The sequence below is a fragment of the Yinghuangia sp. YIM S10712 genome (assembly GCF_051388935.1).
Taxonomy (GTDB): Bacteria; Actinomycetota; Actinomycetes; order Streptomycetales; family Streptomycetaceae; genus Yinghuangia.
Genome location: NZ_JBPKBI010000002.1, coordinates 319,547 through 332,990, shown reverse-complemented (window position 1 = coordinate 332,990; position 13,444 = coordinate 319,547). Strand labels below are relative to the sequence as shown.

Annotated in this window: 8 protein-coding genes and 1 pseudogene; 1 reads left to right on the top strand and 8 read right to left on the bottom strand. The window is 70.4% G+C overall.

Annotated elements, in window-relative coordinates:
- Window positions 1–71 precede the first annotated feature (71 nt).
- From proB to ACRX5W_RS06895, 7 genes are all read right to left on the bottom strand, one after another.
- Window positions 72–1,202, bottom strand: a complete 1,131-nt coding sequence (proB, locus tag ACRX5W_RS06925) for a glutamate 5-kinase (protein WP_436787048.1) — start codon at window positions 1,200–1,202, stop codon at window positions 72–74.
- A 386-nt stretch (window positions 1,203–1,588) separates the two neighbouring features.
- The gene (gene obgE, locus ACRX5W_RS06920) at window positions 1,589–3,031 is read right to left on the bottom strand and encodes a GTPase ObgE (protein ID WP_436787047.1); all 1,443 of its coding nucleotides are present in this window, start codon (window positions 3,029–3,031) and stop codon (window positions 1,589–1,591) included.
- Between the two features lie 90 nt (window positions 3,032–3,121).
- Window positions 3,122–3,376, bottom strand: a complete 255-nt coding sequence (gene rpmA / locus ACRX5W_RS06915; RefSeq protein ID WP_436787046.1) for a 50S ribosomal protein L27 — start codon at window positions 3,374–3,376, stop codon at window positions 3,122–3,124.
- Between the two features lie 5 nt (window positions 3,377–3,381).
- Window positions 3,382–3,696: a 50S ribosomal protein L21 gene (rplU, locus tag ACRX5W_RS06910; protein ID WP_436787045.1), complete on the bottom strand. Its 315-nt coding sequence runs from the start codon at window positions 3,694–3,696 to the stop codon at window positions 3,382–3,384.
- A 443-nt stretch (window positions 3,697–4,139) separates the two neighbouring features.
- Complete coding sequence (locus ACRX5W_RS06905) at window positions 4,140–7,739, bottom strand: Rne/Rng family ribonuclease (RefSeq protein WP_436787044.1); 3,600 nt, start codon at window positions 7,737–7,739, stop codon at window positions 4,140–4,142.
- A gap of 176 nt (window positions 7,740–7,915) precedes the next feature.
- Window positions 7,916–8,722 (bottom strand): TIGR03936 family radical SAM-associated protein, encoded by an 807-nt coding sequence (locus ACRX5W_RS06900; protein WP_436787043.1) that lies wholly within the window; start codon window positions 8,720–8,722, stop codon window positions 7,916–7,918.
- Window positions 8,723–8,890: 168 nt separating this feature from the next.
- Window positions 8,891–10,150, bottom strand: a complete 1,260-nt coding sequence (locus tag ACRX5W_RS06895; RefSeq protein WP_436787042.1) for a hypothetical protein — start codon at window positions 10,148–10,150, stop codon at window positions 8,891–8,893.
- An 859-nt stretch (window positions 10,151–11,009) separates the two neighbouring features.
- On the opposite strand from ACRX5W_RS06895, the pseudogene ACRX5W_RS06890 reads away from it, so the two are divergent.
- A pseudogene (locus tag ACRX5W_RS06890) lies at window positions 11,010–11,213 on the top strand (hypothetical protein); the annotation flags it as partial.
- 226 nt (window positions 11,214–11,439) lie between these two features.
- Here ACRX5W_RS06890 and ACRX5W_RS06885 read toward each other — a convergent pair.
- The gene (locus ACRX5W_RS06885; RefSeq protein ID WP_436787041.1) at window positions 11,440–13,365 is read right to left on the bottom strand and encodes a TIGR03960 family B12-binding radical SAM protein; all 1,926 of its coding nucleotides are present in this window, start codon (window positions 13,363–13,365) and stop codon (window positions 11,440–11,442) included.
- Window positions 13,366–13,444: the final 79 nt, after the last annotated feature.

The following is a 13,444-nucleotide window of genomic DNA, read 5'->3' as shown; positions in this document are numbered from 1 at the left end:
ACGCGGGACGGCACCCGGCGGCATCGGCCCGGCGCCGGGCCCCGCACAGTGCCGGTTCCGCATCGCGTGCGTCAGCGGCGCTTCAGCGCCAGGTCATCGCGGTGGACGACCTCGCGCTCGTACGCCGGCCCCATTTCCCGGGCCAGCTCGTGGGTGGAGCGGCCCAGGAGTCCGGGGAGTTCCTTTGCATCAAAGTTGACCAGTCCCCGGCCGATGATGTTGCCGTTTTCGTCGACAAGGTCCACCGGGTCGCCCGCGACGAAGGTCCCCTCGACCGCCGTGACGCCGGCCGGCAGGAGCGATTTGTGCCGCTCGGCGACCGCCTGGACCGCGCCCGCGTCCAACACCAGGCGCCCGCGCGCGGTGGTCGCATGCGCGAGCCACTGCAACCGGTCGGCGCGGCGCGTGCCGGTGCGGTGGAAGAACGTCCCCGTCTCCTTGCCGAACAGCGCGTCGGACGCGCACCGCGCCGCGGTCAGCACGACCGGTATCCCCGACGTCGTCGCGATGCGGGCGGCCTCGACCTTGGTCACCATGCCGCCGGTGCCGACGCCGGCCTTGCCGGCCTTGCCGATCTCCACGCCCGCGAGGTCGGCAGGGCCGTGCACCTCGGTGATGAGCGACGACGTCGGTTTGGCGGGATCGCCGTCGTAAAGCCCGTCGACGTCGGACAACAGCACCAGCAGATCGGCGCGCACAAGGTGGGCCACGAGAGCCGCGAGGCGGTCGTTGTCGCCGAAGCGGATCTCCTCGGTGGCGACGGTGTCGTTCTCGTTGACGACAGGCAGCGCGCCCATGGTCAGCAGACGGTCCAGGGTCCGGTACGCGTTGCGGTAGTGCGTACGCCGCGTCATGTCGTCGACGGTCAGCAGCACCTGCCCGACCCGCAGGGCGTACCGCGCGAACGAGGCCGTGTAGCGCGCGACCAACAGCCCCTGCCCGACACTCGCCGCCGCCTGCGCCGTGGCGAGGTCACGCGGCCGGCGGTCGAGTCCCAGCGGTGCGAGGCCGGCCGCGATCGCCCCGGACGACACGAGGACGACCTCGGCCCCCTCGGCGCGCTTCGCGGCGATCACGTCGACAAGGGCGTCGACGCGGTCCGCGTCGAGCCCCCCGGCGGCGGTGGTCAGGGACGACGAGCCGACCTTGACCACGATGCGGCGCGCGGAGGTGACGTCCTCGCGTCGAGCCGGGACTGACATGCGCCGTAACTCCCACTCCGTTGCTCCGAGCCCCAACAGCCCTCGGCATCCCGGACATTTCTTGCCGGAAGGTCCGTTTTCGGTCCTTTCGGGCAGGGGACTACGGTCCGCGCTTCGACGCCGACTGCCCGGAGAGCTCCAGGGGTCTTACACCAGCTCCACGCGGGGTTCCACGTCTCCGAGGCACCTGCGGCGACGGCAGGCACCAAGCCCGCGATGCGAGTGTGTTCAGCCTGCCACCGCAGGGATCGAGCAGTCGGACGGTTTGGTTTTCGCCGCCCGGCAACGCATACCCTACCAACAGGCAACGCCATTCCATGCCGTCGTCCGGAGACACCCGCAGCGATCGCGAACCCCTGCCCGAGGTCAGGACAGTGTCTGTCCCCTCATTCCTGCTCGAACGGCTCGAAGTCCTCGAACCGGCCGTGCAGCGAGTCGCGTTCGCGACGCCGCTGCACGGCGGGACGCGGTGTCTCGAACCGGTGGTCCTCACCCCGGCGGCCGAGCATTTCGGCACCGGTCGCCACGGTCGGCTCCCAGTCGAACACAACGCCCGACTGGTCGTCGCCGATGACGACCTCGGCCCCCGGACGCGCGCCGGCGTCGAACAACGCCTCCTCCACGCCGAGTCGGGCGAGCCGGTCGGCCAGGTAGCCCACGGCCTCGTCGTTGGCGAAGTCGGTCTGCCGCACCCAGCGTTCGGGTTTGGTGCCGCGTACGACGAACGTCTCGCCGCGCCGGGTCACGGTGAACCCGCTGTCGTCCACCGCGGTCGGCCGCAGCACGATGCGCGTGGCCTCGGCAGGCGGCGCGGCGTCACGGGCCTGCTGCACCAACGCGGCCATCGCGAACGACAGTTCGCGCAGGCCCTTGTGGCTCACCGCGGACACCTCGAAGACCTGGAGGCCGCGGCCTTCGAGGTCGGCGCGCACCAGATCGGCAAGGTCGTGGCCGTCGGGGACGTCGGTCTTGTTGAGCGCCACCATGCGCGGCCGGTCGTCGAGGCCGCCGTAGGCGGTGAGTTCGGCCTCGATGGTGTCCAGGTCGCTGACCGGGTCGCGGCCGGGCTCAAGCGTCGCGCAATCGAGCACGTGCACGAGGGCCTTGCAGCGTTCGACGTGCCGCAGGAACTCCAGGCCGAGGCCCTTGCCCTGGCTGGCGCCGGGGATCAGCCCCGGCACGTCGGCGACGGTGTAGACGACGTCGCCGGCGGTCACCACGCCCAGGTTCGGCACGAGCGTGGTGAACGGGTAGTCGGCGATTTTCGGCCGCGCCGCACTCATGGCCGCGATCAAACTCGACTTGCCCGCGCTCGGATAGCCGACAAGCGCGATGTCGGCGACCGTCTTGAGTTCGAGGACGTAGTCGCCTCCCTCACCGGGCTCGCCGAGCAGCGCGAAACCGGGCGCCTTGCGGCGCGGTGAGGCGAGTGCGGCGTTGCCGAGGCCGCCTCGGCCGCCCTGCGCGAGGACGAACTTGGTGCCGTTGCCGACCAGGTCCTCGACGAACTCCTCGGTGCCGTCGGGCAGCAGGCGCTTGACGACGGTGCCGTCCGGCACGGCCAGCACGAGGTCCGCGCCGTCCGCGCCGCTGCGGTGGCCGCCCGCGCCGGGCTTGCCGGACGTCGCCTTGCGGTGCGGCGAGTGGTGGTACTCCAGGAGCGTGGTGACGTTGGGGTCGACGACGAGCGAGACATCGCCTCCACGACCGCCGTTTCCGCCGTCCGGTCCGCCGAGCGGCTTGAACTTCTCACGGTGGATCGAGGCGCACCCGTGGCCCCCGTTGCCCGCGGCCACGTGCAAAACGACGCGGTCGACGAAGGTGGTCACGACTGCCTCCAGCAGTTTGTCGCCGACAAAGCCCGAAGGCGGACCGTGATCCGGTCCGCCTTCGGGTCGAGCAAGGTGGTCCCTCGGGCGTCAGGCCGCCGGGACGATGTTCACGACGCGGCGACCGCGACGCGTGCCGAACTGCACCGCACCCGCGGCCAGCGCGAACAGGGTGTCGTCGCCGCCACGGCCGACGTTGGCACCCGGGTGGAAGTGCGTGCCGCGCTGGCGGACGATGATCTCGCCCGCGTTGACGACCTGGCCGCCGAAACGCTTCACGCCGAGCCGCTGGGCATTGGAGTCACGGCCGTTACGAGTGGACGATGCGCCCTTTTTGTGTGCCATGTCCTCTACTTCCCGGTCTCGATGCCGGTGACCTTGAGCTGGGTGTGCTGCTGGCGGTGACCCATGCGCTTGCGGTAGCCGGTCTTGTTCTTGTACTTCAGGATGTCGATCTTCTTGCCCTTGGTGTGGTCGACGACCTCGGCCGTCACCTTCACACCCGCGAGGACCCACGGGTCGCTCGTCACGGACTCACCGTCGACCAGGAGCAGCACCGGAAGCTCGACGGTCTCACCGGCCGCGCTCTGCACGCGGTCGGCCTGAATGACATCGCCGACGGCAACTTTGTGCTGCCTACCGCCGGCGCGAATGATCGCGTACACCGCGAACCCGCTCTCTGTGTCGATCGGAGCCCCTGACGCCAGCCGACCCCGACCGATGCCGGGCGGCCTCCCCCGACGACGACCGCCGGGAGGTGGGTGCTCAGGAGCTTGGCATGAACATGCCGAGGGTCAACCTTACGGACCTCGTCCTCCCCAGGTCAAACCGGGTGGCCGGGGCCCGGGAGGCCCCGGGTGTCACGCCGGAGACTCCAGTGCTTCGGCCGCCGCAGAGGGGCGCGCGACAGAACCGACCGGGACCCGTGCATGCCGTTTCACGCACGGCCCGAAAGGGTGTTGTGGGGCCGTAAGGCGTACGCCGAGGCCGTCCCACGGCGGCCCTCACCACGACCGGGAGGACCACTCTCCGTGGCATCCACCGCCCCGGCCCTACGGCCGGTGCCCGGCGGACGGACGAGTGACGTCCGTCCGCCGGAAAGACCCGCTCATTGGCCGGTGGACGCGCCGACCGACTCCCGAGCAGCCTGCTCGGAAGCCGCCGAATCCGAGCCGGCCGGCTCCGAACCGGGCTGGTCCGCAGTCGTGCCGGGAGCGCCTGCCGGACGCGTCGCCCGGCGCGCGGCCTTGCGTGGCTTCGCCGGCTTCTCCTCGGCAGGCTCCGGGGCGGCGGACGCTGCCTTCGTGGCCGCCTCCGCCGCGGGTGCGTCCGGAGCGGCAGCCGCATCGGCGGCCGACTCCGAGGCGGACGCGGCAGTCTTGCGCGTGGTCCGCTTGGCCGCCGTCTTCTTCGCGGTGGTCTTCTTCGCCGCGGTCTTCTTGGCGGCCGTCTTCGCAGCCGTCTTGCGCGGAGCGCGCTTGGCTGCCTTCTTCGGCGCCTCGGGCTCCGCCTCCGCGGCGGGTTCCGCCGGGGCCTCGCCTCCGGCGACAGCCGTCTCCGGAACGGCGGTTTCCGCGGCAGTGGCAGCGGCTTCGGCTTCCGGGGCCGCCCCGGCCTCCGCAACCCCCGCCTCAGCCTCCGACGCGGCCTCGACCCGCTCGACCACCTCGACCGATTCGGGAACGACGACGACCACTTCCGCCTCGGCCTCCGCCTCGGCGGGCGCCTCGGGCTCGATCGCGGCGACGTGCTCCGGCGTCTCGACGACCTCGATCTCCTCGATCACCTCACTGGGCTCGGGAGCCTCCTCGGCGACGAGTACTTCGATCGGCTCGGCGGGTTCGGCGACCTCGGCCTCCTCGGCGGCCGGCGGTACCTCCACCGGCTCGTCGTGGGTGTGCTCGACGACGACGCCGTTGCCCGCACCGCCCTTGCCGCGGCGACGCCGGCCCGAACCGCCCGACTTGGGCTCCGGCGTGTCCATACGCACGAGCACACCGCGCCCGTTGCACTTCTCGCACGTCTCGGAGAACGCCTCCAGCAGGCCCTGGCCCACCCGCTTGCGTGTCATCTGCACCAGGCCGAGCGAAGTGACCTCGGCCACCTGGTGCTTCGTACGGTCCCGGCCCAGGCATTCGAGCAGGCGCCGCAGTACGAGCTCGCGGTTGCTCTCCAGGACCATGTCGATGAAGTCGATGACGATGATGCCACCGAGGTCGCGCAACCGGAGCTGCCGCACGATCTCCTCGGCCGCCTCCAGGTTGTTCCGCGTGACGGTCTCTTCGAGGTTGCCGCCCTGACCGGTGAATTTGCCGGTGTTGACGTCGACGACGACCATCGCCTCGGTGCGGTCGATCACCAGCGAACCGCCGCTCGGCAGCCACACCTTGCGGTCGAGCGCCTTCATGAGCTGCTCGTCTATGCGGTACGTCGCGAACACGTCGACGTCGCTCGTCCACCTCGACAGGCGCGGCGCCAGATCGGGCGCCACGTGCGACACGTAACCGTGGATCGTGTCCCACGCCTCGTCGCCGGAGACGACCAGCTTGGTGAAGTCCTCGTTGAAGATGTCGCGGATCACCCGGACCGTCATGTCCGGCTCCCCGTACAGGAGCGCGGGCGCGTTCGCGGTCGCGGCCTTCTTCTTGATGTCCTCCCACTGCGCCTGGAGGCGTGCGACGTCCCGCGCCAGCTCGTCTTCGCTGGCGCCTTCGGCCGCGGTGCGGACGATCACGCCGGCGTCGTCGGGGACGATCTTCTTCAGAATGCTCTTCAGGCGCGCGCGCTCGGTGTCCGGCAGCTTGCGGCTGATGCCGGTCATCGTGCCCTCGGGCACGTAGACGAGGTAGCGGCCGGGCAGCGAGACCTGGCTCGTCAGCCGGGCGCCCTTGTGCCCGATCGGGTCCTTGGTCACCTGCACGAGGACCGACTGGCCGCTCTTGAGCACCGCCTCGATACGCCGGGGCGACCCCGCGTCGAAGTTGACCTCGCCTGCGTACAGCACGGCGTTGCGGCCCTTGCCGACGTCGACGAACGCGGCCTCCATGGACGGCAGGACGTTCTGCACCTTGCCGAGGTAGACGTTGCCGACGTACCCGGACTGGTCCTGCTTGCGGCTGACGAAGTGCTCGACGAGCACGCCGTCCTCCAGCACGCCGATCTGCGTGCGGTCGCCGGTCTGCCGGACCACCATGACGCGCTCGACCGCCTCGCGGCGCGCGAGGAACTCGGCCTCGGTGATGATCGGCACGCGCCTGCGGCCCTGCTCGCGGCCCTCGCGGCGACGCTGCTTCTTCGCTTCGAGACGCGTCGAACCCTTGACGCTCTGCACGCCGTCACCGGCGACCTCGTCGATGTCGGTGCGCTCGGCACGGCGCGCCCTGGGCTCACGCACCTTGACGACGGTCCGCTCGGGGTCGTCGGCGCTCGGCGCCTCGGTGTCGCCTTCGGCACGGCGGCGGCGACGGCGACGGCGACGGGTCGTCGTGGCCACGCCCTCCTCGCCGTCGTGTGCTTCCTCGGATTCGTCGGCCTCGGGCTCTTCGTCCGTTTCCTCCGCGCCCTCGTCGCCCTCGCCCTCGGCGCGCTCGGCGTCACCACGGCCACGACGGCGACGGCCGCCGCGCCGACGCCGCCGCGTCGGACGGTCGTCGGTCTCCTCTTCGAGGTCCGCTTCGGTGTCGAGGTCTTCGGTGTCCGCTTCGGCTTCGGCGTCCTGCGGCGGCTGACCGGCCCCGGGACCGGCGACGGTCACGCCCGGGATGCTCGCCGCAGCTTCGGCCGCGAGGTTGCGGCGTGTTCGGCGACGGCGGGTACGCGGTTCCTCGACGGCCTCTTCTTCGGCTTCGGCTTCGTCGCGGGCCTCGGATACTTCGCTCTTATCGGGCTTTTCAGGCGCGGGCGCAGGTGCCGTGTAGCGCGGCATCTGTGCCTCGGGTGCCTGGAAGAGCGGCTGGAAGATCGCGGGCGCCACCCTGCGCGTCGGGGCAACCGGTGCCGCCTCGGGCTCCGGTTCCGCTTGCTTCGCGGGCGCGGTCTCGGCCTCGGCTGCGGTCACTGCCTCGGCCGGTGCCGTCTCGGGCTCCGGCTCCGCCACGACGCGCTTGCGCGTACGCCGTGTGCGCCGGGGCGCGGGTTCCGCCTCGGCGTCGTCCGCGGTGGTTTCCACCACGGGCTCGGGCTGCGGCTCGGGTTCGGCCGCGACGCGTTTGCGCGTACGCCGCCGCCGAGGCGCGGGCTCGGCGGCGGGTTCCGGCGCGGGCGCCGCCTCGGTGGCCTGCGAGTCGGCATCGGCGGTCTCCGCCGCGTCCTGCGCCGTGACTTCTTGTGTGTCTTCTTGTGCGTCCTCTGGTGTGCCTTCGGCCGTGTCGATTGCGGCCTCGTCACTCGTGGGCCCCGCCTCGGGAACCGAGGCCTCGTCGGCAACCTCCCCGACCGGAGCGGAGCCCGGCTCGGCGACGCTCTCGGGAGCTGCGGGGGCCGGCGCTTCCGCCGGTACTTCGGCCGGAGCCTCAGGCTGCTCGGCGGTCACCCTCGGGGGTCCGGCCGGACGGCTCGCCGCGCGGCGGCGGCGACGCGTGGGGGGTGTGGCCGCGTTCTCCGCAGCGGGCGTACCCGCTGTCGAGTTCGTCGCGGCATCGTCGGATGTGCCTGTGTCATGCGGCTGGGCGTCGTCGGACGCCGCACCGTTCAGCTCGTTGTCGAGCATGCGGGTCTGTCTCCCGTCACGCTTCCGGGCGCTCCTTTACGGGCGCCGCACGGAAGCTCGTCTCTCGCTCGCCGGCTCCGCACCGGGCGGGGCTGACGAAAGTCTGTCGGATGCGCCCCGGGCACCCGGTCGTTCCGGGTCGAGGCGTCGACGGCGGTCCGTTCTCCGGTCCGCGGTCAGCCCGGCTGCGGTTCCTCGTTCCCCATCGAGGTCACCGCATGCTCGGGCGCGAGCGGATCGGTCACCGCGCCGGTCACAGTGTCGAGCGGCCCCTGCGCCAAGCGGGTCACCGCGGCGGGTACGGGCGGCGCGAGGTCGGCGACCAGGCGAAGACCGGACAGAACGTCGTCGGGTCGGACGGCGGGCGTAGTGTGCCGTACAACCAATCGCAGTATCGCACAGGGTAGGTCGCTGCTCCCATCGACACCCTGGTGACCTGCGTCAATCCGGTCGCCGGCCGCCGCGCGGGCTTCGAGTACGGCGACGGCCGCCCGCGCGTCGAAAGTGCGCTTGCCGTTCTTCGTCATGCGGTCGACCTCGACCGTCTCGGCGTCCAGAAACACCTCGACCGCCTTGCGCGCGGTCTCCGGGTCGACCTGCGGGAGCCGGATCTCCCATACGGAGGCCTGCAACCGCTCGGCGAGGTTGCCGGGCGCGGCTTCGACGACATCGAGGACGTCGAGTCCGGGAGGCAACGACGCGTCGAGCAGCCGGCGCAGCTCGTCGGGCTCGCAGCGACGCGCGACCGAGAGCTCAAGATATTCGGCCTCGCTGGCCACACCGGTGGGGGCGGCGCCCGCGTACGAGACCTTGGGGTGCGGCGTGAATCCGGCGGAGTACGCCATCGGCACGTCGGCACGCCGCAGCGCGCGCTCGAAGGCGCGCTGGAAGTCCCGGTGGCTGGTGAACCGCAGGCGACCGCGCTTGGCGTAGCGCAGACGCAGTTTCTGGACGGCCGGCGCGGGCGGCGGTCCTTCGGGCATTCGACGGGCCAGGGCTACTCAGTCCTCAGTTAGTACGAAGAAGCAGGGGTGGTGCATCACGTGGGCGAGCTTTTGTCACGCACCCGCGGCGCCGACGTGTGGTGCCGGGCTGCCGTGCGGAAACGCGGTGGCTCTTGCTCCAGGGTACGGGGACAGGGGACCCCGCCGTCATCGACCGCCTCGACCCATCGAACGCCGCACGTCGGCCACGGTCCGCCGGACACCAGCGCTCGCCTCGCGTATCGCCGCGCGCGCCTCGGCCGCCGCCCGGCGCGTCGCCTGCGCCGCGGACCGTACGGCGTGCCCGATGGGAGTGAGCACCGAGCCGTAGACGGCGACGAACGGCCAGGTGAACCAACGCCACACGCGCGTCGCGGCACGTTTGCCCCAGCCGACGGAGGTACGCGCCGCCCGACCGGCAGGACGTACGACGTGGCTCCAGAGCGCGACGAACGGCCAGGCCAGGAAACGGCCAATGAAGCGCAGGAACCGCCACGAGCGCGTCGCGGCCCACGCGATGGCGCGGCCGATATGCCGAAGCCCGGCCGACAGCAGGCGACCGCTCCAGGTCAGACCGCGCCAAAGCTGAAGGAGAGGCCAAACCACGATCACCGCGAGCCGTCGGATGAGCCACCCGATGCCGCTGCCGACGGACCGCAGCATGCGCCCAGCCCACGCGACCGGTGCCCGCAACGCACGCCCGCACCAACACAGTCCGCGCCAAAACCGCACGGACGGCCAGGCCAGCGCGATACCGAGTCCCTTGAACGCGATCGCCGCGGCGCGCGCCGCCCAGCTCAGCGCGGCAACCAGCCCGCGCCACAACCGCACCAACGGCCAGACCAGCACGCGGCCGATGGCGGCAAGGCCGTTCGCCAGCCACGGACCGAACCGCCGCAGACCACGCCCCAATCGCACGAACGGCCAAGCCAGCACGCGGCCGATCACCGCAAGGCCGTTCGCCAGCCACGGACCGAACCGCCGCAGACCACGCCAGAGTTGAACAAAAGGCCAGACGAGCACTCGGCCAAGCAGGCACACGACGCGCAACGTGTGCGGCCCCAACCAGACCAGAACGCGCCAGAGATGGACGCACGGCCACACGAGCGCGCGACCGAACCACCGCAACACGACCAGCAGCGCGCGGCCCACCACACCAAGCCCGGCGCCGAATTTGCCCAGCAGCCGGCCGATCCCCCGGAAGAGCGCGCCCAGTCCGCGTTCGAGCATCCGGAACGGCCAAAGCAGGGCACGCCCCAGCGCCCCCAGCGGACCCACGAGTGCTCGCCCCAGCCATCGGAGCCCGCGCCGCAGGCGCACGAAAGGCCAGGCCAGCACGCGGCCGAGAGCACGCGCGGCGACACGGATCGCCGACCACGTCGCGGAAAGCGCTGTCCGGACAAGCTGGATGGGGACGACAATGACCAACGCGACAATCCGCAACGGCCAGACCAGCCACCCGGGCGCGCGGGAAGACTCTTGTTCCTCGGCAACGGCCGGTTCTTCGTGCTTCGTAGGCGACGGCTTGTCGAACTGAACCCGCTGCGGTGGCTCATCGGCGTCGGAGCCCGAACACGCGGAGGAGGCAGTCGGAGGCGCACTCGTCGGCGATTCTTCCGTTTGCCGATCCGGGCCACTGCCACTTTGCGAAGGCACGTCGCGCACGCCGCCTCCCCTCAGGACCCCGTTGCCGACTCAGACGTGGCCCCAGGAAACCCGGTTCCGCTCACAAGCCGCGGACGCTACACCATCGCGCAGCCGCACATGTCGATCGCACGGACGCCCCGGCGCGCAGTTGTTCGGGGGCGGTTACTCATCGAGTTGCTCACGGACTATCGGAGTAGCACCCCGCGTGGCACTGCGAGCAATCGGCGGCAACCGCCCACAGCTCGGCATCGGTCGGGTATCCGGCTGCCGCAGGGGCGCACCCGCCGACTTTTCGCGCATGAACAGCCATCTCTGGCAGGTCCATCCCTCGCACGCTCCAAAGGATCTGTCTACCCCGTCATCCGCACGCAGCTGGCGACACTGCATGAGGCACTGGCCTCGGACACCCGAGGGCGCACACCCGTTCCCTGCTGGAGGCGTCAGCCGACCTTTCTTCGCGGAGCGGAGCGACTGGCCTCGCAAGGGAACAATCTGCTCGCCACCCGCCGGTGGGTCGCCGCTGTCCAAGCCGAGGCTTACGCCGGCTGGGGCGACTTGGCCGCATGCGAGCGCGCGCTGGACAAGGCGGAAACGGTGAACAACCTTGCTTGGGGTGGCACCAACGGCGGTTGGCTGCGGTTTCGTCGAGATCGGCGGTGGGCACGCGGCCAAGCTCTCGTGGGAGCAGAAGAGCCGGTTCGTGGCGACGTGTTGGACCGCCCGGATGTTCAAGCACTTCGAGGATCCGAAGCCAGGCTACGTCGCAGACTGGCCTGACCTGCCGAGCTGGCAGCAGAAGACCGACGCGGAAATTTTCGATTCGATTGCGAAGGGCAACAGCTAACTCTGATCAAAATGAGCTTACTTTGCGTCACGGTTGAGCTGGCCGGGTTGTGAACGGGGAAGGACCGACCGGTCCTTCCCCGTTCAGCTGCAAGACTTCGTGGCCGCCGGAGGAACGTGTCGCCGGTCGGACCCTCCCGGATCTCCGTCACCGTTTACCGGCAGACACCGCAGTCAAAGTGCGGAGTCCAAAGGCCTGCCTCGCCTGACAATGGGAAGCCTGGGCGCTATTTCACGACCGACAGCGGCAACAACTTCTGGCCGGTGGGGCCAACCTGAATTTCGGTGCCCATTTGGGGGCACACCCCGCAGTCAAAGCAAGGGGTCCAGCGGCAGTCCTCGACCTCGACCTCTTCCAGCGCGTCCTGCCAGTCCTCCCACAGCCAGTCCTTGTCGAGGCCGGAGTCGAGGTGGTCCCAGGGAAGCACCTCGTTCCAGTCGCGCTCGCGGGTCGTGTACCAGTCGACGTCGACCGGGACGTCCGCGAGGGCCTTTTCGGCGCAGCGCATCCAGCGTTCGTAGCTGAAGTGTTCGCTCCAGCCGTCGAATCGGCCGCCGTCTTCCCAGACCGCGCGGATGATCCGGCCCACGCGGCGGTCGCCTCGCGACAGCAGGCCTTCGACGATGCCGGGCTTGCCGTCGTGGTAGCGGAAGCCGATCGCCTTGCCGTACTGCCTGTCGGCGCGGATCGCGTCGCGGAGCTTCTGGAGGCGGGCGTCCGTCGTCTCGGGGTCGAGCTGGGGTGCCCACTGGAACGGGGTGTGCGGCTTGGGGACGAAGCCGCCGATCGAGACCGTGCAGCGGATGTCGCGGTTGCCGGACACCTCGCGGCCTTTCGCGATCACCTTTTTGGCCATCTCGGCGATTTCGAGCACGTCTTCGTCGGTCTCGGTGGGCAGGCCGCACATGAAGTACAGCTTCACCTGCCGCCAGCCGTTGCCGTACGCGGTCGCGACCGTGCGGATCAGGTCCTCTTCGCTGACCATCTTGTTGATGACCTTGCGCATGCGCTCGCTGCCGCCCTCGGGGGCGAACGTCAGGCCGGACCGTCGGCCGTTGCGCGTAAGTTCGTTCGCGAGGTCGATGTTGAACGCGTCGACTCGCGTGGAGGGCAGCGAGAGACCGATCTTGTCCTCTTCGTAGCGGTCCGCGAGGCCCTTGGCGACATCCGCGATCTCGCTGTGGTCGGCCGACGACAACGACAGCAGGCCGACTTCCTCGAAACCGGTCGCCTTGAGGCCCTTCTCGACCATCTCGCCGATACCGGTGATGCTGCGCTCACGCACCGGACGGGTGATCATGCCCGCCTGGCAGAAGCGGCAGCCGCGCGTGCACCCCCGGAAGATCTCGACCGACATGCGCTCGTGGACGGTCTCCGCGAGCGGCACCAACGGCTGCTTGGGGTACGGCCACTCGTCCAGGTCCATGACGGTGTGCTTCGACACCCGCCACGGCACGCCGGAGCGGTTCGGCGCCACGCGCTGGATCCGGCCGTCGTCGAGGTAGTCGACGTCGTAGAAGCGCGGGACGTACACCCCGCCGGTGACCGCGAGGCGGAACAGCAGCTCGTCGCGCCCGCCGGGGGACCCCTCGGCCTTCCAGGCACGGATCACGTCGGTGATCTGGAGCACCGCCTGCTCGCCGTCGCCGACCACGGCCGCGTCGATGAAGTCGGCGATCGGCTCCGGATTGAACGACGCGTGGCCGCCGATCAGCACGATCGGGTGCTCGTCGGTGCGGTCGGCGGACTCCAGCGGGATGCCGGCCAGGTCGAGTGCGTTGAGCAGGTTCGTGTAGCCCAGCTCGGTCGAAAAGCTGACGCCGAAGACGTCGAAGGCCCCGACCGGCCGGTGGGCGTCCACGGTGAACTGCGGTACGGAGTGCTCGCGCATGAGCTTCTCCATGTCCGGCCACACCGCGTACGTCCGCTCGGCGAGGACGTCCGCGACCTCGTTCAACACCTCGTAGAGGATCATGACGCCCTGGTTGGGCAGGCCGACCTCGTACGCGTCCGGGTACATGAGCGCCCAGCGAACCGCCGCCGCGTCCCAGTCCTTGACGGTCGAGTTCAGCTCGCCGCCGACGTACTGGATGGGCTTCTGCACCCGCGGCAGCAGCGGTTCCAGGCGCGGGAACACCGACTCGACGGGCATGGTGCACGGCCTCCGGCGGGGCTTGAGGGGGTTCGGACGAACAGCCTCCCAGCTTAACGGCTGCGAGCAACACCGATTC

What these genes read in the sequence shown, in the direction of transcription:
- proB (WP_436787048.1), bottom strand. Translation starts at nt 1,202, where the DNA reads ATGTCAGTCCCGGCTCGACGCGAGGACGTCACCTCCGCGCGCCGCATC.
- rpmA (WP_436787046.1), bottom strand. Translation starts at nt 3,376, where the DNA reads ATGGCACACAAAAAGGGCGCATCGTCCACTCGTAACGGCCGTGACTCC.
- ACRX5W_RS06885 (WP_436787041.1), bottom strand. Translation starts at nt 13,365, where the DNA reads ATGCCCGTCGAGTCGGTGTTCCCGCGCCTGGAACCGCTGCTGCCGCGG.
- ACRX5W_RS06900 (WP_436787043.1), bottom strand. Translation starts at nt 8,722, where the DNA reads ATGCCCGAAGGACCGCCGCCCGCGCCGGCCGTCCAGAAACTGCGTCTG.
- ACRX5W_RS06905 (WP_436787044.1), bottom strand. Translation starts at nt 7,739, where the DNA reads ATGCTCGACAACGAGCTGAACGGTGCGGCGTCCGACGACGCCCAGCCG.